The 25,220-nt window shown below is 38.6% G+C and carries 21 protein-coding genes; 10 read left to right on the forward strand and 11 right to left on the reverse strand.

The window, feature by feature from the left end; all coding sequences use genetic code 11:
* Positions 1-463 precede the first annotated feature (463 nt).
* Entirely contained in the window at positions 464-733 is a 270-nt protein-coding gene (locus A6E06_RS08965) for a hypothetical protein (protein WP_065592624.1), read from the forward strand.
* Entirely contained in the window at positions 733-1,182 is a 450-nt protein-coding gene (locus A6E06_RS08970) for a YaiI/YqxD family protein (protein ID WP_065592623.1), read from the forward strand. The genes A6E06_RS08965 and A6E06_RS08970 overlap by 1 nt, the downstream gene beginning before the upstream one ends.
* Before the next feature lie 65 nt (positions 1,183-1,247).
* Here the strand turns inward: A6E06_RS08970 and A6E06_RS08975 are convergent, their stop codons facing one another.
* Together A6E06_RS08975 and syd are read right to left on the reverse strand one after the other, a co-directional pair.
* Positions 1,248-2,021 (reverse strand): Zn-ribbon-containing protein, encoded by a 774-nt coding sequence (locus A6E06_RS08975; protein ID WP_065592622.1) that lies wholly within the window; start codon positions 2,019-2,021, stop codon positions 1,248-1,250.
* Between the two features lie 105 nt (positions 2,022-2,126).
* Positions 2,127-2,675: a SecY-interacting protein gene (syd, locus tag A6E06_RS08980; protein WP_065592621.1), complete on the reverse strand. Its 549-nt coding sequence runs from the start codon at positions 2,673-2,675 to the stop codon at positions 2,127-2,129.
* Positions 2,676-2,783: 108 nt separating this feature from the next.
* On the opposite strand from syd, the gene queF reads away from it, so the two are divergent.
* The 5 genes from queF (at position 2,784) to xni (ending at position 10,080) form a co-directional block, all read left to right on the forward strand.
* Positions 2,784-3,629 (forward strand): NADPH-dependent 7-cyano-7-deazaguanine reductase QueF, encoded by an 846-nt coding sequence (gene queF, locus A6E06_RS08985; RefSeq protein ID WP_065592620.1) that lies wholly within the window; start codon positions 2,784-2,786, stop codon positions 3,627-3,629.
* Between the two features lie 120 nt (positions 3,630-3,749).
* Positions 3,750-5,969 carry a lipopolysaccharide assembly protein LapB gene (locus A6E06_RS08990; protein WP_065592619.1) on the forward strand — a complete coding sequence of 740 codons (2,220 nt, stop codon included), beginning with the start codon at positions 3,750-3,752 and terminating at the stop codon, positions 5,967-5,969.
* Positions 5,970-6,137: 168 nt separating this feature from the next.
* Positions 6,138-7,700, forward strand: coding sequence for a GGDEF domain-containing protein (locus A6E06_RS08995; RefSeq protein WP_065592618.1), 1,563 nt, complete (start codon positions 6,138-6,140; stop codon positions 7,698-7,700).
* 140 nt (positions 7,701-7,840) lie between these two features.
* Positions 7,841-9,199, forward strand: coding sequence for a nucleotide 5'-monophosphate nucleosidase PpnN (ppnN, locus tag A6E06_RS09000; RefSeq protein WP_065592617.1), 1,359 nt, complete (start codon positions 7,841-7,843; stop codon positions 9,197-9,199).
* Positions 9,200-9,291: 92 nt separating this feature from the next.
* Positions 9,292-10,080, forward strand: coding sequence for a flap endonuclease Xni (xni, locus tag A6E06_RS09005; RefSeq protein ID WP_065592616.1), 789 nt, complete (start codon positions 9,292-9,294; stop codon positions 10,078-10,080).
* Positions 10,081-10,293: 213 nt separating this feature from the next.
* Here the strand turns inward: xni and rlmM are convergent, their stop codons facing one another.
* From rlmM to A6E06_RS09020, 3 genes are read right to left on the reverse strand one after another with little or no spacing between them, the layout of a single operon-like run.
* On the reverse strand, positions 10,294-11,385 hold the full coding sequence (rlmM, locus tag A6E06_RS09010) for a 23S rRNA (cytidine(2498)-2'-O)-methyltransferase RlmM (RefSeq protein WP_065592615.1): 1,092 nt from the start codon (positions 11,383-11,385) through the stop codon (positions 10,294-10,296).
* Positions 11,382-11,771, reverse strand: coding sequence for a DUF423 domain-containing protein (locus A6E06_RS09015; RefSeq protein ID WP_083190308.1), 390 nt, complete (start codon positions 11,769-11,771; stop codon positions 11,382-11,384). Before A6E06_RS09015 ends, rlmM begins: the two co-directional genes overlap by 4 nt.
* Positions 11,761-12,669, reverse strand: coding sequence for a transcriptional regulator GcvA (locus A6E06_RS09020; RefSeq protein ID WP_065592614.1), 909 nt, complete (start codon positions 12,667-12,669; stop codon positions 11,761-11,763). The genes A6E06_RS09015 and A6E06_RS09020 overlap by 11 nt, the downstream gene beginning before the upstream one ends.
* Before the next feature lie 374 nt (positions 12,670-13,043).
* On the opposite strand from A6E06_RS09020, the gene csdA reads away from it, so the two are divergent.
* Both csdA and csdE read left to right on the forward strand, forming a co-directional pair.
* The gene (gene csdA, locus A6E06_RS09025) at positions 13,044-14,261 is read left to right on the forward strand and encodes a cysteine desulfurase CsdA (protein ID WP_065592613.1); all 1,218 of its coding nucleotides are present in this window, start codon (positions 13,044-13,046) and stop codon (positions 14,259-14,261) included.
* A gap of 24 nt (positions 14,262-14,285) precedes the next feature.
* Positions 14,286-14,723 (forward strand): cysteine desulfurase sulfur acceptor subunit CsdE, encoded by a 438-nt coding sequence (gene csdE / locus A6E06_RS09030; RefSeq protein ID WP_065592612.1) that lies wholly within the window; start codon positions 14,286-14,288, stop codon positions 14,721-14,723.
* A 103-nt stretch (positions 14,724-14,826) separates the two neighbouring features.
* Here csdE and tcdA read toward each other — a convergent pair whose 3' ends face one another.
* The 3 genes from tcdA to A6E06_RS09045 form a co-directional block, all read right to left on the reverse strand.
* The gene (gene tcdA / locus A6E06_RS09035) at positions 14,827-15,642 is read right to left on the reverse strand and encodes a tRNA cyclic N6-threonylcarbamoyladenosine(37) synthase TcdA (protein WP_065592611.1); all 816 of its coding nucleotides are present in this window, start codon (positions 15,640-15,642) and stop codon (positions 14,827-14,829) included.
* 94 nt (positions 15,643-15,736) lie between these two features.
* Complete coding sequence (mltA, locus tag A6E06_RS09040) at positions 15,737-16,837, reverse strand: murein transglycosylase A (RefSeq protein WP_065592610.1); 1,101 nt, start codon at positions 16,835-16,837, stop codon at positions 15,737-15,739.
* A gap of 174 nt (positions 16,838-17,011) precedes the next feature.
* Positions 17,012-17,395 carry a DUF2850 domain-containing protein gene (locus A6E06_RS09045; RefSeq protein WP_065592609.1) on the reverse strand — a complete coding sequence of 128 codons (384 nt, stop codon included), beginning with the start codon at positions 17,393-17,395 and terminating at the stop codon, positions 17,012-17,014.
* A 153-nt stretch (positions 17,396-17,548) separates the two neighbouring features.
* On the opposite strand from A6E06_RS09045, the gene argA reads away from it, so the two are divergent.
* The gene (gene argA, locus A6E06_RS09050; RefSeq protein ID WP_065592608.1) at positions 17,549-18,889 is read left to right on the forward strand and encodes an amino-acid N-acetyltransferase; all 1,341 of its coding nucleotides are present in this window, start codon (positions 17,549-17,551) and stop codon (positions 18,887-18,889) included.
* Between the two features lie 60 nt (positions 18,890-18,949).
* Here the strand turns inward: argA and A6E06_RS09055 are convergent, their stop codons facing one another.
* From A6E06_RS09055 to recB, 3 genes are all read right to left on the reverse strand, one after another.
* The gene (locus A6E06_RS09055) at positions 18,950-19,303 is read right to left on the reverse strand and encodes a multidrug efflux SMR transporter (RefSeq protein WP_083190309.1); all 354 of its coding nucleotides are present in this window, start codon (positions 19,301-19,303) and stop codon (positions 18,950-18,952) included.
* A gap of 207 nt (positions 19,304-19,510) precedes the next feature.
* Positions 19,511-21,529, reverse strand: coding sequence for an exodeoxyribonuclease V subunit alpha (gene recD, locus A6E06_RS09060; protein WP_065592607.1), 2,019 nt, complete (start codon positions 21,527-21,529; stop codon positions 19,511-19,513).
* Positions 21,522-25,148 carry an exodeoxyribonuclease V subunit beta gene (gene recB / locus A6E06_RS09065; protein ID WP_065592606.1) on the reverse strand — a complete coding sequence of 1,209 codons (3,627 nt, stop codon included), beginning with the start codon at positions 25,146-25,148 and terminating at the stop codon, positions 21,522-21,524. Before recB ends, recD begins: the two co-directional genes overlap by 8 nt.
* Between the last annotated feature and the right edge of the window lie 72 nt (positions 25,149-25,220).

Below are 25,220 nucleotides of genomic sequence, written 5' to 3' on the forward strand. Positions count from 1 at the left end.
AACCATCCTAGCTACTATTGAATCCATTCAATGTCCGGTTTTGCTTTCCATGCCGATTACTCATCCTAAGTAACCGAGTGCCTCATCCTGAAGCGTACCAAATCCTTGGTCAATTCCTGTTCCGTGTCAGTATCCTTCCGACACCAATAAGATTACGCTTTTTACTTTTAGGAACAATCCCCTAATTATCATTTTCCTACCTAAATAAGATACGTCTCGTAATTAAATAAAACAAAATACATTAAAAACAATAAATTAAGATGCATAGCATTGATTATCACTATAAAGAAAACGACATATCTCAACGATTTTGTAAGATATCTCTTACAAGAACTCTCGGTTATTTCTAATGTAATTTCTGCCTAAACTCAAATTATGTCAATCAAACTGAAGTAATGTATATCTATGGTGCATTGAGCCAGTATTAGATATCATGGCTTCAGATGAAATATAGGAAGTCATGATGAAAAATGTAACTGATGAACTGCAAAAAATAATGCAAGATTTAATCAATGAAGGGAAAAAACCAACAACAGCCCTAGTTAAATCTCGCTTAAGCACTCAAGTTCCTATGCCTGCGATTATTACTGCAATTAAATCATTTCAAGCCAGTGCTCACGTACCTAAAATTGAAGTACGTGAAAGTACATTAACTGCCGATGAACGTATTATTCAGCTTGAACAACAAGTAAGAGAATTAACCCAGCGTTTAAACGCTTTGGAGAATAAATAATGCAAATTTGGGTAGATGCAGATGCATGTCCAAAAGTCGTAAAAGAAGTACTTTGCCGCGCTGCTACACGTACTGGCATCCAACTGACTTTTGTTGCAAACCACTACATTCCAGTACCAATAGCGTTCAATATTAAATCAATACAGGTTGAATCTGGTTTTGATGTTGCAGATGACGAAATAGTAAGACGTTCTGAAGCGGGAGATCTTGTTATCAGTGGTGATATTCCACTGGCTGCAGAATTGATCGAAAAAAAGGTACAAGTTCTGAACCCTCGCGGTGAGCTTTATACTGAAGCTACGATAAAAGCACGTTTAAATATCCGTGACTTTATGGATACAATGCGAGCAAGCGGCATCCAAACGGGAGGCCCTGCCGCACTATCTCAGACTGACCGACGTGAATTTGCTAATCAACTGGATCGTATCCTTGCTAAATTCAAAAAATAAAAACAAATAAAAATGGGAGCTCATTGTGAGCTCCCATTTTTTATTTATCTGTATATGACCGAGTATTAGTCTTTAAAATCCCAAGACAAATTACTAACTAATCGACACTCATCACACTTAAAATCAAACACTTCATGAATTGGCTCTTCTAACGCCCAATCTCCATCGCACACTGGGCATTTACGTGCTAATTCTTTTTCTTTACTTTCACCGCCGACACGATAAAGGTATAGATACGTTGAAATACCACTCAATACTTCCATACGGCGGCACAAATCCCAACCACGTTTAAATAAACGACTCTCACTTGAACTCACTTCATGCAATGCAGGATGTTCAACCACAGACCCATTCATTTGCAATTGATCACACGCACTCCAATCTTCTTGCCATTTAATGAATTGTTTTTGATCACCATTAGCAACAGCAGGTAAACGATAAAGAGGAATAGGTTGAAACGTCTCACCGTGACGAATTGGAGAGCAAGTATGCAAATGGGTAGTGTACAGAATTTGCCAGCTTACCTTTTCACTCTCATCACTTCGGTCAGAATTCATGTCCTGGCCAACCACTTTGACTTTCGGTTCTAATAATCCGAAATCACTTAATTGTTTAAACGCCAATTTCACTTGTGGACTGTGATTATCAGGATGAAGTGAATCTTCTTCAGGGCAAACCACACGTGCAACAAAATTAGTTCCCTTCATTACCACTGGTAATTCACGACCAATCACTTGTCCGTTATAACGTAAACAATCCAAACAATAATTGATCGCTTTCTCTACTGCGGCCATTGAAGTATCGCAGTAAATTTCAAAATCTAACTCAGTTACAAACATTAACGCTTATTTCCTACTACAACGTATAAAATGAAAATTCCGATAAGCATACCTTTATCGGAATTGATTTAATCATGATCTTTCTAGGGCATATTAACCGATCGTTTAAGCAACAACCGGTTCAAGTTTTTCTAAAAATTCAGCCATATTCTCAGCCAATACTTTTCGTTTCTTTGTACCAACCGTATCTAAAATAACTTCGCCTGATTGATTACAAATAGAAATCACTTCCATCTCATCGTCCGTTACGGCAATAAATAACGTTGGCACTAACTTTAATCTACGCTGCATAACAAGATGACCAAGCATATTGCCTTGTAAATTATCTAAATCTTCATCACTCCAAACTTGAAGTAACTCTATATTCATATCCTCAAATTTAGCGGCCATATCTGCACTAAATTGAGCTCCATAAAATGCATGAAAATCATCATGAAGATCTAATTCAATGCCTTTTTCGATGTTAACTAATCGAATGTTCTCTTCACGAGCAATAGGTTGCCATAAGATCTCTAAATCACGCGTTTCATCAATACAAGGTGAAGCTAATCCCACTAACTCTTCATTTATCGGAAGGCTATTATGTTTGGCTTTCCATGCTTCTACATAGCGTTGACTAAAGTTAGCAAGCGCTTGCTCTACCGAAAGTGGCATTCGATTCTCCTAATAAGACAAAAATTCAAGTAAACTACCGTTAATTGTATCAAATAACGCTAATTTATTAAGCGACCTCTATTCTAATCTACTTTTGGCATTTTCAATATGACTAAATACACTAACGCTGATGAGCTAAAATCACTGACTCTTGGTCAGAAAACCGAATATAAACATAGCTATGAGCCAGAATTATTACAGGCCGTTCCTCGCAGTTTAAATCGTGATGATCTTAAATTAGGTGACGAATTACCTTTTGTAGGTTGTGATGTATGGACACTGTATGAGCTATCTTGGTTAAACCAAAGTGGTTTACCTCAAGTAGCCGTTGGGGACGTAGTATTACCTGCAACAAGTCCTAATTTGGTTGAATCTAAATCCTTTAAATTGTATTTAAACAGCTTTAACCAAACTAAATTCTCTTCATGGGATGAAGTAACTCGTACATTAATTAAAGACTTAAGTGCGTGTGCAGGTGAAGAAGTAAAAGTAGAAATACACCCAGTGCAAGCATACTCACAACAACCAATCGTCGATATGCAAGGTGAGTGTATAGATAATCAAGATATTATTATTGATAGCTATGAATTTGACGCTAACTATTTAGAATCAAGTACATCAGAAGAAATGGTCAACGAAGTTCTACATAGCCATTTATTAAAATCAAACTGTCTTATTACAAACCAACCAGATTGGGGCAGTGTTGAAATAAATTATGACGGTAAGAAAATTGATCGTGAAAAACTACTTCGCTACTTAATTTCATTCCGTCAACACAATGAGTTTCATGAACAATGTGTTGAACGTATCTATACTGATATTATGAAATTCTGTAAACCAACGTCATTAACGGTATTTGCTCGTTACACGCGCCGTGGCGGACTTGATATCAATCCATTCCGTAGTTCACATTTAGCCAAACCAGAACATAACCTACGTTTGGCTCGACAATAAGAATTTAGGCACCAAAAGCCTTTAAAATAGTGAGTTTTGTCTACTTTGAATCGTATTCCTAGTAGACAAATTTCACCACATAGATAGTATGTAATGGTTGTTTTTTAGTGGATCATTTACATGTCTTTGCGTCAATGCCTTCTTATTATCTTTATTTTCTTCCCTCTATCAGCGTGGGCTAAATTTTTCTCTGCGCCTATTTTAAATGACGCCTACCAATTACTGGATACAAATCCAGAACAAGCCCATTCAATTGCCCAGCAATATTTAGAACAACGACAAATATCTCCAGAACAAGATCCAAACCGAATTCATATCAATAATGATTCGGAACGAACTATCCGCACTCCAATTAGTACCGTTGAAGCGTTTCAAATTAAAGCCTTAGCAAATAAGCGCCTTGATCGTAATCGTGAATCTATTGAATCTATTAAACAAGCAATCGCTCTAGCAAAAGACTTTGACTTAAAGTCTGGTTACTTAGAATCAAAACTTATCTATTCAAGCTTATGGTGGAATTTAACTCAAAATATCAACGAAACGAATGCCATTTTAAAAGACATCTCTGTTGAATTAAATAAGTTAGATACAAAAATAAAATTAAACCAAAAACTCTATTTTGGCTTAGCCTTAATTCATGCTGAAGTGGAATCATTTCAAGGCAATAACAGTCAAGCACAACAATATTATAAGCAAGCCATGTTTCATGGAAGCGCACTTAATGACCCTAGTAGTATGATTTATTATCATATTTCTTACGGTAAGTATTTTTTAAAAAACAAACAATTTGATCAAGCATTAACTGAGTTATTAAGTGCTTACTGGCAGTCGATTGAAGCGGACAGAAGTGGTCAGTTAGCAACAACTAACTATTTACTTGGGCAGTTATTTTTCCAAAGACAAGTGTTAGATAAAGCATTAGAACATGCCTCGCAATCTGCCGAGTTCTATGGCCGATACAATAACAGCGAGCAACTCTCTAACGTCCTAATTTTAATTGCTCAAATACACTTAAAACAGGGGCGATTTAACTTAGCCTTAGTACAGTACTTCAATGCTCTTGACCAAGAAAAAGAAAAAAATAACGTAGATAAATTAATCTCATTACGTTTAGATATCGCGAATACCTATTTCTTACTTTACAACTATGCGTTAAGTGAACATTACCTTAAACAAGCAAATAACCTTAATGAATACGTAAATTTGCCAGAACAAAAAGCGTGCGCTTCCCTTTTACAGGCGAAACTTTATCTCGTAAATAATAAAACAGATCTTGCCGTTCAACAGATACAGAAAGCAATCAAATACAGTAAGAAAGATAATGACTTACGTTTAAAGTTACAGTCACAAAAATTGTTATCTGAAACCTATGAGAAAATGGGTAAATATGAACTCGCATTAAAAGCCCAAAGAGAATACGAAACCTTAAATTCATCAGTTCAAGCCGTACAAAATGAAATTAATGAGGGTGTTTTCAGGCAGCAAAAGAGTATTATCGAGCAATCCCTACACTACCAAGGATTAGAGGAACAATTAAAAGAAAACCACTTACAAACTCGAAAAATACAAAAAATAGCCGGATTTTTATTGGTTCTTTTAACCTTGATTTCTATTTATGCCTTTAGACAACAGCAGGTAAATCGTTTTTTAAAGAAACGTCTGCATCTACTATTGAACAAATATTACACTCACCCAAGAAGTGGCTTACGTAACTTCCGTTTATTAACAGAAAGACTGCCTTCATCATTACAACAAAGTAGCTCAAATATAGAGCAATGGCATTTAGGCGAGTTAATTAACGAACCCTTAAGTGACCGCCTTCGTTTTACTCTCTTTCATGTGCCGGTATTACAAGAATTGTATTTCACTCACGGTTATCAAGAAGGGTTATCGATTGAAAAAGAATTTGGCGATTACCTATCTACCGTAGTTACATTGCCATGTCGAATTTATCATTTTTCTGACTCTAGTTTTTTATATATTGAGCATAAATCAGATTCAACATCCAACGCTCAAGAAATGGCTGAAACCGTTCAATCTTGGATAAACAATTTTGAATCAAAAACAATGCCTAATAGAACCGTCAATATAGGTATGGTGGAGTATCCATTTTTACCACGTGCTTATACCGCCATTAATGACCGTGAATTGATCGATATTCTATTAATGGCAACGAATACGGCTTGCGATATTAGCGCTGAACATTCTGGCAGCCAATGGGTCCATTATCGAGCGATTGATAATGCCCCTGCTGCCAGTTTTGCTAGCAATAATATTATTTCTGCATGTAAGCAAGCGATTAATCAGGGCCTAATTAAAGTCATGACGTCTAAGCACTAATTTTAGGATTTGGATTATGCATCACAAATTTAACAATTATCATTAGTGAATGATTATCAATTAAACAAAATAGGGTACTTTTTTTAGTCTGTTAATTATAAATTTGTTACTATAAATAATTGGTCTTATCAATGTTTTTATAACGTATGAATTACTCTCTAAATTATTATGATTGAAGTCTCCATCGTTGCCTCTGAATTAAGTCAGTTAAAGCAACAACTAGATCAAACACGCTTATCGCATCGTGATACCACATTAAAATCACGTCGTGAAATACTACTTTTAAAACGTATTATTTTACGCTTTTGCGCTGCGTGTAAGCATCATGATGGAGAACTAGATAAAGAAATAGTAGAGCTTGCTAACAGTATAGAAAACGTTGAGAACACCTCAGAATTAACCGTACAGATAGCTACGTTTGAACGTTTAATTAATCGTTATAAAATAAACGTTCAAAAAGATCATTCTGTTATGGAGGAGCATATTTCTTATTGTGGTGAAACCCTTCAACGCGTTGTCGGTTTACCCGCAGGTCTAAAAAGAGATCTTCGAACTCTTTTACAATATCCTTCTCAAGATGGCAGTAAACATATTCAACGTATTGTTCGATTAGTTGAATTGTATGAAAGAGCGATCAAATTCATCTCTGTCGGTAAAATTTCATCTGAAATAAACACTAATGAAATTATTGATATTGATACTCAAAAACAATTAAGTAATGAATTACAACATCTCATTTCTGAACTAGATTTTGATAATTCTTCCGGTAATAAATTACTCGGTATTCGTAATAAATTAGTGAGGGGAGTAGATGCCGTTTCATTAATTGACTTAGCTCTGCAGACCTTACAATTAGTGTTAGAAGGGACGAATAACGAACGTAAAGCCTCTCAAGCTTTTGTTGGAGAGATGAACACTCAAGTCGCTCAAATAATTAAGACTAGTGAACAGAATCAAAACCAAGGCCAATCTTATTTAGAGCAGCGCTCTTTACTTAATGAAGAGTATTCACTTCTTATTAAACAAGCTGAGAATACGCTAGAAAGTAAAGGTAGCGAACACGAATACAAAGCTAAAATGACGATGTTGCTAGGTGAAATGAGTGACCTAGCTGAACGCAATAAAATAATGCACGAACGCGAGGCAGCATTAATCACTCGTCATGAATATACAACAAAAAAACTCAATAATTTATACGATGAAACATTAGAATATCGCCGACAACTTAGCGACCAACAACAGCGAGTATTTAAAGATCCACTAACCAAAGTGTATAACCGTGCAGCAATGCATGAACGTCTAGATCTTGAATACAAACGTTGGGTTCGCCATCAACACTCACTTGTTCTCACTATGATAGACATTGATCAATTTAAACGCATTAATGAACGTTTCGGGCATTTAGCGGGAGATAAAGCCCTATCTATCATTGCAAAAACAATTGAAAACAACGTGTCCGACACAGATTTTGTCGCTCGTTTCAGTGGTGAAGAATTCTTAATTCTATTTACAGAAACAGATAAAGAGCAGATAAATAACACCCTGAAAGCAATTCAATTGGCGATTTCAAAACTTCCGTTCAAGTTCAAAGATGATCATGTTCAAGTTACCGTTTCTATTTGCTGTTCAGAATTTACCAATAGCGATATCCCAGAGAAAGTAATTAAACGTTCAATTGATGCCCTCTATAAACAAAAATCAAAAGGGATCAGACAGTTTATTAACCTATAATTCATTATTGCTACACTGTAAATATATGCCTATAAATAAGTATGCATTTCTCAATTCCTTTGTTTTTTCCTCGCAAAATCCTTCATTGCTGTGTAAGTTAAATACCTAAACAATAATAAAAACAGCTAGGGAGGCTCTGTATGATCACTCATATTAGTCCTGCAGGTAGCATGGATTTGCTATCACAATTGGAAGTAGACCAACTAAAAAAAACCGCTTCTAGTGATGTCTATAGAATGTACCGAAATTGTACATTAGCCGTTTTAAACTCAGGCAGTCACACTGATAGCTCGAAAGAACTTCTAGAAAAATACGAATCTTTTGACGTATCAGTAACACGTCGAGATCGAGGTATAAAACTCGAACTAAGTAACCCACCAGAACATGCTTTTGTTGACGGTACTATTATTAAAGGGATCCAAGAGCACCTCTTTTCTGTATTACGTGACATGGTATATGTGAATATGCAAATCGCAGATCATAATAGACTGAACTTATCCAATGACTCACATTTAACCAATCTAGTATTCAGTATTCTACGCAACGCCAAAGCACTCCATACTCGCATTGAGCCCAATCTCGTTGTTTGCTGGGGCGGTCACTCTATTAATCCAATCGAATACCAATACACTCGTGAAGTTGGGCATGAACTAGGATTACGAGAGCTGAATATCTGTACTGGTTGTGGGCCAGGCGCAATGGAAGGACCAATGAAAGGAGCGGCTATTGGTCATGCTAAACAGCGTTATTTAAGTAGTCGCTTTGTTGGATTAACAGAACCTTCAATTATCGCCGCTGAGCCACCAAACCCTATCGTCAATGAACTCATTATTATGCCGGATATTGAAAAACGATTGGAAGCGTTTGTTCGTATGGCTCATGGTATTGTCATTTTCCCTGGAGGCCCTGGTACAGCTGAAGAGTTGCTGTATATCTTAGGGATCATGATGAACCCTGCCAATCGTCAGCAACCAATGCCAATAGTACTCACCGGACCAAAAGAGAGTGAAGCCTACTTCCTTTCAATCGACACTTTTATACGTGAGACATTGGGTGAAGAAGCGACGCATTATTATGAAATCGTTGTCGATGATCCTGAAAAAGCAGCTGTGATGATTAACCATGGCATCAAGAAAGTAAAAGAGTACCGTAAAGCAACAGATGATTCATACAGCTTTAACTGGGCGTTGAAAATTGAATCCGCGTTTCAACATCCATTTGAACCAACGCATGAAGCAATGTCTGCCCTTGATTTGCATTTAGACCAACCCACTGAAAATCTAGCGGCAAACTTACGCCAGGCATTTTCTGGAATTGTATCTGGAAATGTAAAAGCTGAAGGTATTGCTGAAATAGAAAAAAACGGGGTATTTAAACTTCATGGAGATCCGAAATTAATGAAGAAAATGGATCGCCTACTACAAGATTTTGTTAAGCAAGGTCGAATGAAGCTTCCAGGTTCTAAATATGTCCCTTGTTATGAAATCGTCGTAGATTAGGGCTGGAATCCCTCCCCTTCAGTAACGTACAATAGAAAGCCTATGCTAAATACATAGGCTTTTTCTTTTTTCTATATAGGAATGAATACGTTATGGCAATTCACCTGGTTATTATTGACGCATTAAATCTTATTCGTCGCGTTCATTCCGCCCAACCAAATCAAGACGATATCCAAGCGGTTATTACCACAACCTCTCGCACAATTAACCGCATTTTAAAAGAAACCGAGCCGACTCATATTATCGCGGTATTCGATCACCACCTTCAAGACCGAGGCTGGCGAGCAGAAATATTACCTAAATACAAAGAAGACCGAAAACCAATGCCAGAAACCCTAAAAGAAGGCATGGACAGCATTCAAGATGCATGGTGGAAATTAGGAATCGATTCACTTTTATCTGATGGTGATGAGGCCGATGACTTAGTGGCTACCTTAGCAAATAAAGTTGCCGCGCATAATGAACAAGTCACCATAATTTCTACAGATAAAGGGTATTGCCAATTGCTATCTCCTACACTTCGTATCCGAGATTACTTTCAACACCGTTGGTTGGATGCCCCTTTTATTGAAAAAGAATTTGGTCTAAAACCTGAACAATTGGCAGATTACTGGGGATTAGCAGGGATTAGCTCAAGTAAAATTACGGGGATCCCTGGAGTTGGCCCTAAAGCGGCACTAGAAATTTTAACTCAATTTCCAACGATTGAAGCGGCAAACGAATCTGAAGAACTACCAAAAAAATACCGTAAAAAATTTGATGAATATTACGAAACGGCGATTCTATGTAGAAAAGTAGCTGGATTAAGAACTGATATTGAACTTGGCTTTAATCTGCAAGATATACGATATGAGAAACCAGAATCAGGATCTAGGGGATAGAATTATAAATCCCATAAGATGTAGAAACTAATGTGCTTTGAAACAAAAATCTGTTTGTCATCATTGAGCCACCAACACGAAATATAGCGATTATTCTTTTAAGAAAAAGCGTACTAGGTTCTATTTTCTTCGGTAGCCTTAAATAAAAACGCCCGCTGATTATCAACATCAGCGGGCGTTTATTTTTATCTCACTCTAATCAATATCACAAGATTAGTGTGGCGAAATATTAGAAATAGCTTGGATATGTACCGTAATTTCTTCACGGTCATGATACAAGTGCTTCGCTTGAAGCTTGTATTGGAAGTTATTCTTCTTCAAAAATTCTTTTAAATTTTCAATATCTTGAAGCACTTCATCGTAACGGCCTTTCATTGGTAATTTAAGGTTAAATAGCGCTTCTTTAGCCCAACCTTTAATTAACCACTCACCCATAAGATGAGCAACACGTGCAGGTTTTTCAATCATGTCACACACGATCCACGTTACGTTCTTTCTTTGTGGTTCAAATTTAAAACCATCAACCATGTGGTGTTTAACTTGACCTGTATCCATTAAGCTTTGTGCCATCATGCCATTATCAATCGCATGAACAAACATAGAACGCTTAACTAGTTGGTAAGTCCAACCTCCAGGACACGCGCCTAAATCAACAGCCCACATACCAGAAGCCAAGCGAGTATCCCACTCATCTCTTGGAATGAATACGTGAAATGCTTCTTCCAGTTTCAGTGTAGAACGGCTTGGTGAATCTGACGGGAATTTCAGACGAGGAATACCCATAAAGAACGTTGAGTTATTATTAGTATAAGAATAACCTACATAACAATGACCCGGAGCCGTAAAACAAATATGCATAACAGGGATTCTGTCTGAATCTCTTGGTGTTAGCATTTCTTTACCACGTAATGCAATTCGCATTGGTACGGTAAATTTACGACAGAATTTTAATAATTCTTTCGCTTCATTTGTATCAGGTGTTTCGATACGAATATCACCACAGCAAGGAAGATTTTCGACATCAACTAATGCATTCAAAATTGGTGAGATACGATCTTCAGATGGTAAATCTTGTAGCTCAGCAGCTACCGCAAACATTTGACGAGCAAAAATCAGCTCATTAAATTTAATCTCACGGATCAATTTATCTGCATCGCCTTCCTGGTAGCATTCAAATAGCACATAGCCTGTATTATTTTTTAGGCGAGGAAAACCAAACACTTCAAGTTGAGTGGCTTTATCTTGGATCTCACCTGCACACTCTTTCTCAAAACCAGAGCGACAATAGAACATTACTTGTTTCACTTTGAAACCTCAGTCAAACGATAAGTTGAAACAGCCAGCGTTAGCCAACCGACAATAAAGCAGAATCCACCTAATGGAGTAATTGGTCCAAACCATTTTATTCCAGTGAACACTAATGCATATAAACTACCACTGAATAATAATATTCCAATGGTAAATAGCAAGGCGGCGTATGATACCCCTTTTGAAAATGAATTTCTCAACAAAATTCCACATCCAAACAGAGCAAGTGTATGCCACATTTGATATTGCACTGCTGTCTCATACACATCCAGTAGATATGGCGATAAAATCGACTTTAGACCGTGGGCACCAAAAGCACCTAAACCAACAGTCAGCGCACCACTAAAGCTAGCAGTCAATAAACATAGACGACTATTCATCATCTGTAATCTCTTGCTCACTACGCGCCTTACTCAGTATCCATTTTCTAAAAGTAGCAATGCGTCCCGTATCGGCCTGTTTTTCACTACATACTAAATAAAACGCATTTTTACTAATGAGTAACTCTTCAAAAGGAGCGACTAAACGCCCTGCATCTAACTCAGGTTGAGCAAGTACATTATTCCCTAATGCAATACCCTGACCATGCGCTGCGGCTTGTAGTACCATCGTTGAATGGCTAAATATAGGGCCTTGATTAACGTTCATTCCCTGCAAATCAAATTGTTTTACAAATAACTTCCAATCTTTACGGGAGGTATCATGCAATAAGGTATGGAAACGTAAATCATCAATCGTTGCTAATGGTTTTTCATTTAACAGTACTTGCGGTGAACATAACGGTAATAACTGTTCTTGGTATAACAAATCAACACGTAAACCAGGCCAATTTCCACGACCATAATAAATCGCAACATCGACATCTTCCGTTAATGAACCCTCATCCATATCAACCGCTTTAATTCGTACATCAATGTCTGGTTCTTGGTTATTAAAATCAGACAAACGAGGAACAAGCCATTGAATAGCAAAACTTGGTGGCAAACTAATAGTTAGAGCGCCTTTCGCACTTCTTTCCAATACTTTATCTGTTGCTTCTGATAGAGATGTGAAAATTTCTTTAATATCTAAAAAGTAACTTTGCCCCTCTTCGGTAAGAAGTAAAGATCGATTACGACGGCGAAATAACTTCAAGCCCAGAAATTCTTCTAATGCTTTGATTTGATGGCTAACTGCTGCTTGTGTAACAAATAACTCTTCCGCTGCACGAGTAAAGCTTAAGTGCCTAGCTGCCGCTTCAAACACACGTAAAGAATTTAAAGGTGGTAATCTTCGAGACATAAGAACTCACATTCTGAATCATTAGTTTTTTTAATGCCAAGTATTATAAATTGTCCATTGCCGAACTACCAGATAAAACCTAATATTGGCTCCGTTGTTTAGAGGAAAGACATATATTCCTCCCTGAGTATCTTTTACTAACCTCTAGACTCCAATGTTGTGTTTGCATATTGGCTCGACTGTTAGAGCCCCGAGTATTGATTTCAAAAAATTTGTTAACAATACCCAATATTTACTACGTTTTTGACCATTTGGTTAAAAAAGATTCTTAGCACCGTTTAATACGGTGCTTTTTTTTGCCTGTAATTTTGACTTACGAACCAGAAATCCGCATCATTCTCACTGTCTGCTTACCCTAATAAAAGAAAATCACTATGACTGCATTTAGCGTTGACGCTATTCGAACTCAATTTCCGGCCTTAACTCAAGATATTAATGGGCAACCTATTGCTTATTTTGATAGTGCAGCCACTACGCAAAAACCATTAGTTGTATTAAATGCCATTCAAGATTACTACCAAAAAAGTAACGCTAATGTTCATCGTGGCAGTCATAGCTTAACCGCATCAGCAACGTTGCAATTTGAACAAGCCCGTGAAACTGTTCAGCACTTTATAAACGCAAAAAACAGTAAAGAAATCATTTGGACTCGAGGGGCAACAGAAGCCATTAATTTAATAGCTCAAACTTACGCTCGAAGTACATTAAAAATAGGTGATGAAATTCTAATAAGCGAATTAGAACATCACGCCAATATTGTGCCTTGGCAAATTGTTGCAGAGCAAACAGGTGCGATAGTTGTAAAAATCCCAATGAACCCTGATTGCACTCTAGATATGGAGGCATTTGCAACATTGGTAACTCCGCGTACTAAAATTGTTGCCGTAGCTCAAGTGACCAATGTAACGGGCACTTTGAATCCAATTGATAAAATTATAAACGCAGCACATAAAGTAGGAGCCATTGTTGTTGTGGATGGCGCTCAAGGTATTGTTCATCACGATATTGATGTTCAAGCAATGGATGCGGATTTTTACGTTTTCTCTGGCCATAAATTATTTGCTCCGGCAGGTATCGGCGCTCTTTATGGTAAGCAACATTTACTTGAATCCATGCCAGTTTGGCACGGTGGCGGTAAAATGGTTGAGAAAGTCTCGTTTAAAAAAACGACATTTGCAGAACTGCCAGGGAAATTTGAAGCGGGCACACCAAACGTTGCTGGCGCGATTGCTTGTGCTACCGCAATCAATTGGGTTAAGCAGTTTACCCACAATGATCTAAATACTCATATCAACGAGCTTCGTCAGATGGCGATCGATGGCATCAAAAATATTGAAGATTTACGGTTTGTAGGCTTACAAAATAATGCGAGCTTATTTTCTTTTGTTATTGATGGTGTCCACCACCAAGACATCGCGACATTATTAGACCAGCAAGGCATTGCTGTACGCTCTGGTAACCATTGTGCGCACCCTATGTTAGACGCATTAGGACTAACAGGTACTGTACGCGTTTCATTTGCCTTGTATAATACCAAGCAAGATGTTCAACGTTTTATCGACGCGCTAAATAAAGCCGTAGATATGCTATAAGCTCAAATTTAAGGTATTTTATTTATGTCTACATTCCCATCGTCACCTTTTGGTTTTGATATTACTCACACCACGGTTCTCGATTTAATGAGTGAAGCAAAAGGGTGGGAAGATCGTTACCGTAACGTGATTCAATTAGGTAAAAAACTGCCTAAAATGCCTGAAGAACTGCAACAAGATAATGTAACGATTTCAGGCTGTGAAAGTAAAGTTTGGCTACAACATGAAGTCATTGATGGGGTTTATTTTTTCTGTGCTGATTCTGACGCGCGTATTGTTCGAGGGCTTATCGCGTTAGTAATGGCTACGGTTAATAATAAAACGGCACAAGAGATTAACACGTTTGATATGGATGGCTATTTTGCTCAATTAGGGTTAATTGAACATTTAAGCCCATCACGTGGTAATGGACTTAAAGCAATCATTGAAACGATTAATGAGACTGTTCGTTCAGATAGCTAGAAACTATACGCTTCGCTAACTAGATACTATAAGAGCAGAAAAGGCTGATAGTAATAACAATATTTATCACACCAGCCATACACGCACTTATAGTCTCTAGTCTCTAGTCTCTAGTAGAGTGTTTCTCTATCAACTTCTCTACAATTCTCGACACCGCAACAAAACCAAAGGTCGCAGTGACAACCGTAGCAGCACCAAAACCACTCGCACAATCCATACGCTTTGGACCATCAGCGGTTGCTTTAGTCGCACACACAGAGCCATCCGCTTGTGGGTATTTCAAATGCTCTGTTGAATAGACACAATCAATGCCAAATTTACGCTTAGGGTTCTTCGTGAAATTATGATGGCGACGTAACGTATCACGCAATTTCTTCGCTAATGGATCTTGAATTGTTTTGGTTAAATCAGTGATTTGAATTTGAGTTGGATCCGTCTGGCCACCCGCACCACCCGTCGTGATAATTTTAATCTTATTACTTTTACAATAAGCTAATAATGCGGCTTTTGGTTTCATGCTATCGATAGCATCAAGTACGTAATCAAATTCTTTAGAAATATATTCTGCTTGGTTTTCAGGGGTGATGAAGTCATCAATCAAATTAATCTTACACTCAGGATTAATTAATTTAATGCGTTCAGCCATTACTTCAATTTTACTTTGGCCAATTGTTCCCGTCATTGCATGGATCTGACGGTTAATATTCGTCACACACACATCATCCATATCAATCAAGGTAATCTCACCAAGACCAGTACGAACTAATGCCTCTACAGCCCACGAGCCGACACCACCGATACCTACCACACAGACATGTGCAGCACGCATGATTTCCACTTCACTATTACCATACAAACGGCGAGTGCCACCAAAACGTTGGTCATAACTTTCAGAAGCAGGAGTGGTTAATTCGCGCATGGGTTTACCTTACTCAAAAACAAAAAAAGAGCACGATTTATACGCACTCTTTTTTAGAAGATCAAGCTTTAAGAAACTCGGGATTATTTCAAACCTATTTCTTTTTTGGCATTTCCCATGGATTTTCAGTTTCTGAGTCTTTTAAACCTAACTTCCATACTCGCCCAAAGTGCTTAAAGTGGCCAGCAGCAATACCAGCCTCTGAACCCATACCGTAATATTGGTCTAAATGGTTTTCTTTAACTGCACCACCCGTATCAAGTACGAGTAATACTTTCAATACGTGTTTACCCGTCCACTTACCATCTTTATCTAACTGTGGAACCTCTGCAAGTATCGGGGTTCCCATAGGCAATAAACTGCGATCAGCCGCAACTGCCGCACCAGCAAGTAAAGGGATACCGGCAGAGCCTAATACATCATGTGCTTTTTTAGGCGTAAAAAATACGTAGGATGGATTTGTTTCTAATAATTCACGAACGGTTGCATCATCGTTTCTTTCAACCCATTCTTTAATCGCTTTTAGCGACATATCTTTTCGTTCAACTTCACCACGCTCAATAAGGATACGACCAATACTCACGTAAGGATGATTGTTTTTTCCACCATAGGCAAAATACTCTAACTTATCGTCATCACCAAAATGAATAAAGCCACTGCCTTGCACTTCCATAATAAACGGATCAATCCGATTATCTGAATAGCCAAGCTCTAGCCCTAACCCAGCTAACGCACCCGCGTTAATTTCAGCTCGAGTAGGACAATCTGAACCACAATCAGGTTTATCATAAACTGGATATTTAAACGTTTCATTAGGCGTATGACGCATTTCAATCACAGGTGAAAAATACCCCGTAAACATCACGTTGCCCTGTTTGTCCCCTCCGCCCATTTGAGCAAATTGAATACCATAAGCCGACAACTCTGCAGGGTTTGAACTTTCATCAATCCATTTTTGCAATTGTACATACAGATCTTCATAGCGTAATGACATAGACTCAGAACGATTAACTACTTCGGCACTTTGCTTTTTGAATGCACTAAAATCAGAAGGTTTATCTGTATGGATTTCATTAACTTCATTTAAATTACTGCTGAACCCACCATCTAAATATTGTTGAGCTCGTTCAGTGGGACGATCAGCACAACCAGCTAAAGCAAGAAGAACACACACGAGAGAAAATTTACGAAACACAATAAAGCCTTATTGAAAAATAGTGTAAGAAGAATGACAAACAAATAGAAATAGAGCAATTCCTTACCTTCGAATAAGTGTAAGAAAAGGAGAATTTTGACAAAAATTGACACAAACTAGCAGTCAACTTCCAAGTAAATGTAATGAAACATAGTTACCTAGAAACTTTAGAAATTATTGCTTATGAAAAATTGATTTATAATGCGTTGGTTTAATACGCAATAACTCTGCACCATCTTTGTCTTCAACCATATATACATACATCATTTCACCGTGTTTATAGCTGAGTTTACTGCCATTAAATTCAAACTTAGTATTAATTAAGCGACCATGAGTATAAATTCCTGCTTTACTGACAGTAAAGCTATCCTGAGCATAACTTGGTACGCCAGACTCAACCCAATTACCATATATTTGAGAGACTGGCATTTGAGCAAAAGCACCCGATTTATACATTGCAGCAATCACTGATGCGACTAAACCAACGGCAACAAAACTGATTAAAACTAATAATCGAATTTTTCTTTTCTTTAACTCTTTTTCTTGAGCTCGACTCATTGTGATGCCTACTAAAAATAATTATGTTATTAAGCTTATCGGCAATCCTTCAAAATATTAAGAAAAACTTATGTGACCTTGTACTAAACACTTGTAGAAATATAAATAATTAGTCAATATAAACGCATAAATAATTACTCATGGATGAATCGTGTGAAGTTTCGTAGTACCGCTTTAGTTAAAGGGTTTCGCCAATCTGCACCTTATGTAAATGCTCACCGGGATAAAACCGTGGTTATTATGCTTGGAGGTGAAGCCATTGCTGACCAAAACTTTGCAAATATCGTTAATGATATTGCTCTCCTAAACTCTCTTGGATTACGGATTGTTATTGTTTATGGCACTCGGCCTCAAATGCGCTCCCAACTCAAAGAAAATGGTCATCATGCGCCTTTTCACAAAGGGATCCGAGTCACCGATGAGCAAACCCTTGAACTCGTCAAGCAAATCGCAGGGCAATTACAACTTGATATTACTGCTCGGCTATCCATGAGTTTAAATAACACGCCAATGGCAGGTGCACAAATTAACGTTATCAGCGGTAACTTCATTATCGCCCAACCGCTTGGCGTTGATGATGGGATTGATTATTGCCACAGTGGTCGTGTTCGCCGTATTGATACCAATGGTATTAGCCGTATGCTTGACCAGCAATCCATCGTCTTACTTGGCCCTGTCGCCAGTTCCGTCACTGGGGAGTGTTTTAACTTGCTCTCTGAAGACGTAGCGACCCAATTAGCCATTCGATTAAACGCAGATAAATTAATTGGATTTTGCTCTGAACAAGGTGTTGTTGATAACCAAGGTCATATTTTAGCCGAGCTATTTCCCAATGAAGCAGAAACTATACTTGGGAAATTAGAAACGGATCTTAACCCGAAAGATGGAAATTCTACGGGCACCATGCGCTTTTTAAGGGGGGCCATTTCAGCTTGTAAAGCGGGCGTACCAAGAAGCCACCTTATTAGTTACAAAGAAGATGGGGCATTAATTCAAGAATTATTTTCTTTTGATGGTATTGGTACTCAAGTTGTAATGGCCAGTTCTGAACAAATTCGTGATGCTGAAATTGATGACATTGGCGGTATTATGGATTTAATTCATCCATTAGAAGAAGAAGGGATTTTAGTACGTCGATCTCGAGAACAACTAGAACAAGAAGTCGCTCAATTTACCATTATTGAAAAAGACGGATTAGTGATTGCTTGCGCCGCTCTTTATCCTTTTCCTGAAGATCGAATGGCTGAAATGGGCTGCGTTGCGGTTCACCCTGATTATCGAGACGGAGATCGCGGAGTCACATTACTCAATCGCTTACGCTTTAAAGCCAAGCAATTTAAATTATCACAACTGTTTGTACTTACCACTCGCAGCCTTCATTGGTTTAGAGAGCAAGGGTTTGTTGAAGTTGATGTCTCGCAATTACCAATGACAAAACAAAAATTGTATAACTACCAACGTAAATCAAAGATCTTAGTGTTAAAAGAACTGTAAACGAAAAAAGCCGCAACGGATTATCCCTTTGCGGCTTTTTAATAATCGTCTTTGTTCTCTTTAGTGACTAGCAGTATTAGAGAACAAATTAACAACCAGTACACCAGATAAAATCAGAGCGATTCCGGCTAATGCTGGTAAATCCAGTTTTTGCCCATAAGCAAAATATCCAATACCGGCGACCAAAACAATCCCAGCCCCACTCCATATCGCATAAACAATACCTACAGGCATGCTTTTTACGGTTATTGACAGTAAAAAGAAGGCGATAGCATAACCCACAGCAACAATAACACTCGGGGTTAGCTTGGTGAATTGCTCTGTTTTAGGAATAAAAGAGGTCGCTATCACTTCGGAAATAATAGCAATAATAAGCGCCATTGCTGGTGGCATTGAAACAAGTAATTTAAACATATAACGGAACAGCCATATTAATACCAACTCTATCAATCATCTAATTGAACATATTGGTAGAAAAAAAGATCCGGTATTCCTTCCGAATTTTAGAGACGCAATTATAGGCATTTATTTCACATTTACTAGAGGTGGAGAAGAAAATGATTATTACGTATATGAAATAATACAGCGGCTAATCTTTTCTTTATTAACCACTGTATTTAACTAACTCATTAACGCTGCTAACCCACTGTTTCTCTGAGTTTTAATCATTACACCTCGCGCCACCACTTTCTCTGTTGCGAACAGATCGAGTTTTTTCTTAGCTCGTGTTACACCAGTGTAAATCAACTCTCGCGTTAAGATTGGGCTGAACTCAGCAGGTAAAGCTAAAACGGTATGTTCAAACTCAGACCCTTGAGATTTATGAATCGTCATCGCATACACGGTTTCATGCTCTGGTAATTGGCTTGGTAATACTCCACGAATCGAACCATCTGGCATATCAAAATAAACACGTAGACGTTGATCAACAGGATCTGGCATCGCAATACCAATATCACCATTATAAAGACCTACGCCATAATCATTTTGAGTCACCATCACCGGGCGACCGGAATACCACACTTCATCACCATGAGGAATCAAATCAGATTTTCTTAATCCTTTTTCAATTCGTTGATTAAGTCCTACAACCCCAAAGTCGCCTTCGCGCATTGCACACAATAATTGAATATGGCTAAAGGCTTTTAGTGCCACTTCTGGTTTATCGCCCGCATGGATATGGCCTAAATAACTGCGATAGCCATTCACCATCATGGTGATCATTGCGTTATAACTGTCATTACTTAAATCATGAAAACGAATATCAGAGAACCCTTTGGCCCATACCGCTTCTACTTTAAATTTACTGCCGTCATTAATGGCTTTAGCTAATTGTCCAATCCCTGAGCGCGCATCAAAACGGTAACTCTTTTGCAGCATACACAAGCTATCGGCTACCGCGTTATTGTGCGATTGCACAGGCAAAGCATAGCCTGTTAATTGAGATAATTGTTGTGCTTGATTCTGGCTGTAACCCATTTTAGTAAACTGACAGATATCACCTAACACCGCTCCCGCTTCAACCGAGGCTAGCTGATCTTTATCACCCAATAAAATAACACGCGCGTGTTCTGGTACCGCATCGAGTAGTCGGGCCATCATAGGTAAATCGACCATCGAGGCTTCATCCACCACCAATACATCAAGGTGTAACGGGTTCGATTTATTATGGCGAAAATCCACTTGGTTTGGAATATAACCAAGCAAGCGATGCAGCGTACTTGCGTCTGTCGGGATCGCTTCTTTTACTTCTGGTGCTAAACCAATAGATTGCACCGCTTGACCAATGGATTCAGTCAAACGCGCTGCCGCTTTACCCGTTGGAGCAACTAACTTAATTGCGATACTTTTATTATCTTGCTGAGCTTGAGTCACTAGGGAAGCCAAAAGCTTGGTAACCGTGGTTGTTTTACCCGTTCCTGGACCACCAGAGATCACCGAGAATCGACGAGTTAACGCTACCGCTGCCGCAACTTTCTGCCAATTCACACAGTGTTTAGTTGGAATTAAGTTATCCAGCGGTTCTAATTCTGAAGACTTAGTGGCTGCGAGTAAAACCGCATCAATCGCTTGCCAATCTAACTCACTAGATCCCACAACATCAAGCATATCGCACACCAATTGTTGGCGAGACACTTGGTTATTATTCTCTAATTTTTTAAGCCCACTGAATAAAAAATGGTATTGGCGAGCAAATAGCTCATCCAATGTATTCGATAACTGAGCGTTTACCGCCACACTTTGCGCCGCTTTAGTTATACGGTTGGCAACACGCTGTTCAAACGACCAATAACGTTGTAAATACAAACGCGTTCCATCAAAGGCTAGTGGCGTTGCTTCTGTGCCATTAGATATCGTCGATGCCGCTGATAACTCACTAATCCACTGATTTTTCTCTGGTACTAACGCTAACAATGCATCACGATATTTTGCGGGCAACGTAAACAAATCACCTTGCTCTACTTGCTCGATATCAATACACACATGGCCTTTACCTAACTCATGGCTAGTCATTGCTGCGAGCAACATGATTAAGTTTTTATCGCTGTTCTTTTCCTGTTGGCCTAAAAACTTAGCGAATTGTAAATCCAATGGACGAAGTACACCATGAGCCATTAAGTGTTGTAATTGCTTAAGCATCGACTGTTTCTCCATTTACCAATTGCTCTAATTCTTCTAATAACACTTCACTTGGTTTTGAATAAAAGACCCCATTTGAATTGCTATCATGTCCCTCATGACTCTCTTCAATACCACGCAAGAAAATATAATACGCCCCACCAAAATGAGTGTCGTAATTATAATCGGCAATGCGACTTTTTAAGAATCGATGCAACGCTAAAGCATACAGCTGATATTGGAAGTCATAACGATGATCTCGCATTGCTTCAATTAAAGCATCACCGCCGTAGCATTCTGGAGAATCGCCTAAATGGTTAGATTTCCAATCGAGAACGTAATATTTTCCTTCATGCTCAAACACTAAATCGATAAAGCCTTTCAACATTCCACTCACGGTAGAAAAGCCTAACTCACCCGCACGTGCAGAGACTTCATCGTGTTTAGCGATGGTTTTATTGACCAAGCTTGAGTTCAATAGCGTTATCGGCAATAAAAACTCCATTTCAACCAAACGTTGAGTTGGGCCTTTGGTTGCCAATCGTAAATCGTGACCATCCAACGGACAATCGAGCACGCGTTGCATCATGCTTTGAACTACGTCTAACCATTCCACATCGTAGTTTTCTTTTTCTAATAGCTTGATGATTATTTGTGTATTTTCTTCGCTGTTAATTGGTTGAGTAAATTCAACCTCTTCAAACAATGAGTGTAAAAACGTACCCGCTCTCGCACCACGAGGAAAAGTGAATATCGTTAGCTCTGGCTCTAAATCCAATTCTTTGTCGTCTTTATCTTCAGCGGAATCTATATCCAAATTAATTAATTCTAATGACGAATCGTTATGATGGTTACCTTGTTTCACCAAACCAGAATAACTGGTCATCCACCAATTACTTTTCACAGGCTGATTCAATTTATTAGCAGTTAATGCTAACGAGTTGTCTTCTGTCTCTTTATAAAGCACATCACTTAAGGTTTGGGGGGACTGGATCACCATAGGCGAATTGCCTGCTATTAATTTTTCAAGACACGCTTGAAGCTCAGCAATATCACATTCATCCGCTTGTTGGATCAAATACCCTAAACCAGAAAGGTGTACACCCGTTGGTGGTTTTTTCGATGTGCCTTTACCGATAGGTGCCATACCAATATAACAAGCGTAAACAGCACGAGTTAGCGCAACATAAATTAAGCGTAAATCTTCTGCTAAGCGTTCTTTCTCGGCTTTTTCGACCGACTCATCTTCCTTTAATAAATCTAAGACAGAATAACGATTGTCTTCATCATAAAAGCTAACTTCGCCTTTTTTATCCACGGCTCGATAGGAACAAACAAAAGGCAAAAAGACGAGATCGTATTCCAACCCTTTTGATTTATGAATCGTCACGATTTGCACCAAGTTACGCTCAGATTCTAAACGTACCGTTTGCTCTTCAGCATCGCCATTAGGTTCGGAAATCGCATCAGATAACCAACGCAACAATCCATAATCACTGTCGAGGGTTTGGCTTGTTTGTTGTAATAATTCACCAATATGCAATAAATCGGTTAAGTGACGTTCACCACCATTTTCAGCCAATAAACGCTCTGAAATACCTTGTTGAGTAATAATTTGATGCAACATAGGCATGATGCCACGTTGTAACCAATGCTTACGGTAGGCACGGAACTCATTAACGGCTAATTCCCACTGCATTTCATCCACATTAAATTGATGCAGTTGATCGGCCGTATAAGCAAACAAAGACGAGGCTAATGCAGAACGAACCGCTCGTGCATCCGTAGGCGTCATTGCAGCCTGCAATAAACGTAAAATATCTTTGGCTAATGGCGAAGAAAACACACTGTCTCGGTTCGACAAATAAACACTGGCAATACCCTGTTTTGATAACGCTTCTCGAACCAATTTCCCTTCTTTACCAGTACGAACTAGTACGGCAATATTCCCAGCTTTAATCGCTTCTTTTTTCTCTCCATTTTGTAGGTGCGCAGACCCTTGTTGAGAACCGGTCAAAATGGTTTGAATTTGCGCCGCCGTCGATTCCGCCATTACTCGTTGATAATTGCTTTTGTTTATCGGGTTACCATCTTTGCTTTCTTGTAACCAAAACGTCATTGCAGGCTGAGTTTGATTCTCTAACGACCACGATTTTTGTTCCGCATTAATCGGATTATATTTCACAGGGTAAAACGGAATATCATCATCGTATAAAAACGGTTGTTTACCATGCTCAAAAATACGGTTTACTGACGACACCATATCGGCAGTTGATCGCCAGTTAGTATCCAAAGTGTAGTGATCCGCCACTTGGCGACGAGCCTGAATATAAGTAAATATATCTGCGCCACGGAAAGCATAAATAGCCTGCTTTGGATCGCCAATCATGAACAAACCACACTGTGATTGATCTTGATAGATGGTATTAAAAATAGAATATTGAAGTGGATCTGTATCTTGGAATTCATCAATCAAAGCAATTGGGTATTGCTCACGGATCTTTTCTAGCAGTAAAGCGTTCTCTTGATTTTCGGTTGCAGCCGACAATTGAGTCAGCAAGTCATCAAACGATAACCAGTTCTTCTGCTCTTTTGCTTGCTGTAAGGTTTCTCGACAGCGATGAATAGCTAAAGATAACAATGGCTGTTTTATTTCTAATGGCTGCGCTAAAAAGTCATCAATTAATTTAAATACTGTGTGTTCTGGTGCTTCGCCTTTTTTAGTTTTATCAATTAATAACGATTGAGAAAATTTTTCTAATTTGTCATGAATTTGCAGCGAAGTCGTTGGGTTACTTGCCCATACTGACACTTGCTCTAACCAATTTGGTAAATTCTTTTTAGTGTAGCTGCGTTTATCTACGCCCGAACCCGAGATCAAAGCTTCAAAATCAGCACAATGTGACGACCATTGCTGCTTTAATTCATCGATTCGTGCAATACCCTGCTGACAGAACTCTTCTAGTGAGTTTTCTAATGGTTCAACTGTTAAGTGCTTTGGGACACCAGTAAGACTATTGCCCATATCACCTAATAATGCAGAAGGGCTTGGCCAGCAATCGTAAACACTTTCAGCCACCATTTTTGGCAGATGATAAAAACTACGACGCCAAAAATCTGCGGCCACTTGGTGCATTAATTTGGCTTGGTCGGTAACAAATTCACTCTCAAACTGCGCACCAGATTCAAAGGCATTTTGGGTTAGCATGCGCTGACAAAAGCCATGAATGGTAAAGATAGAGGCCTCATCCATACTGCGTTCAGCATTCAATAATATGTGTGCTGCCGACTTATGATCAGAAATAGCCGCTAATAACGGGTCAATAACGGGATCGCCACTCTTATAATCACTTTTATGCACAGCACGAGCAAACGCTAAACGGGCATCATGGATCTTAGCTCGAATACGTTCTCTTAATTCTGCGGTTGCCGCTTCCGTAAAAGTCACTACCAGTATTTTATCTACGGTTAATTCTTCACTATGGCGACTGTTCTCATCACCATGCCCTAATAGTAAACGTAGATATAAACTGGCAATGGTAAAGGTTTTACCTGTACCTGCGGAAGCTTCAATTAAACGTGTCCCATGTAAAGGAAACGTCATTGCATTCAATTGATTTGGAGCTGCGATTGTCGTCATCGAACATCACCATTTTTATTTATCATCAACACTCTGTTTTTACAGACTATTTGTGTGACCCATATCGTAGTT

The organism is Aliivibrio sp. 1S175 (assembly GCF_001690985.1).
Lineage (GTDB): Bacteria > Pseudomonadota > Gammaproteobacteria > Enterobacterales > Vibrionaceae > Aliivibrio.

Excerpts from the sequence above, each read along its gene's own strand:
- csdE (WP_065592612.1), top strand. The coding sequence starts at position 14,286 with ATGTCTACATTCCCATCGTCACCTTTTGGTTTTGATATTACTCACACC.
- A6E06_RS09020 (WP_065592614.1), bottom strand. The coding sequence starts at position 12,669 with ATGTCTCGAAGATTACCACCTTTAAATTCTTTACGTGTGTTTGAAGCG.
- A6E06_RS08970 (WP_065592623.1), top strand. The coding sequence starts at position 733 with ATGCAAATTTGGGTAGATGCAGATGCATGTCCAAAAGTCGTAAAAGAA.
- A6E06_RS09015 (WP_083190308.1), bottom strand. The coding sequence starts at position 11,771 with ATGATGAATAGTCGTCTATGTTTATTGACTGCTAGCTTTAGTGGTGCG.
- ppnN (WP_065592617.1), top strand. The coding sequence starts at position 7,841 with ATGATCACTCATATTAGTCCTGCAGGTAGCATGGATTTGCTATCACAA.
- recB (WP_065592606.1), bottom strand. The coding sequence starts at position 25,148 with ATGACGACAATCGCAGCTCCAAATCAATTGAATGCAATGACGTTTCCT.
- recD (WP_065592607.1), bottom strand. The coding sequence starts at position 21,529 with ATGCTTAAGCAATTACAACACTTAATGGCTCATGGTGTACTTCGTCCA.
- xni (WP_065592616.1), top strand. The coding sequence starts at position 9,292 with ATGGCAATTCACCTGGTTATTATTGACGCATTAAATCTTATTCGTCGC.
- A6E06_RS08975 (WP_065592622.1), bottom strand. The coding sequence starts at position 2,021 with ATGTTTGTAACTGAGTTAGATTTTGAAATTTACTGCGATACTTCAATG.
- A6E06_RS08990 (WP_065592619.1), top strand. The coding sequence starts at position 3,750 with ATGTCTTTGCGTCAATGCCTTCTTATTATCTTTATTTTCTTCCCTCTA.
- A6E06_RS08995 (WP_065592618.1), top strand. The coding sequence starts at position 6,138 with ATGATTGAAGTCTCCATCGTTGCCTCTGAATTAAGTCAGTTAAAGCAA.
- A6E06_RS09045 (WP_065592609.1), bottom strand. The coding sequence starts at position 17,395 with ATGAGTCGAGCTCAAGAAAAAGAGTTAAAGAAAAGAAAAATTCGATTA.
- tcdA (WP_065592611.1), bottom strand. The coding sequence starts at position 15,642 with ATGCGCGAATTAACCACTCCTGCTTCTGAAAGTTATGACCAACGTTTT.
- csdA (WP_065592613.1), top strand. The coding sequence starts at position 13,044 with ATGACTGCATTTAGCGTTGACGCTATTCGAACTCAATTTCCGGCCTTA.
- syd (WP_065592621.1), bottom strand. The coding sequence starts at position 2,675 with ATGCCACTTTCGGTAGAGCAAGCGCTTGCTAACTTTAGTCAACGCTAT.
- A6E06_RS09055 (WP_083190309.1), bottom strand. The coding sequence starts at position 19,303 with ATGTTTAAATTACTTGTTTCAATGCCACCAGCAATGGCGCTTATTATT.
- queF (WP_065592620.1), top strand. The coding sequence starts at position 2,784 with ATGACTAAATACACTAACGCTGATGAGCTAAAATCACTGACTCTTGGT.
- A6E06_RS08965 (WP_065592624.1), top strand. The coding sequence starts at position 464 with ATGAAAAATGTAACTGATGAACTGCAAAAAATAATGCAAGATTTAATC.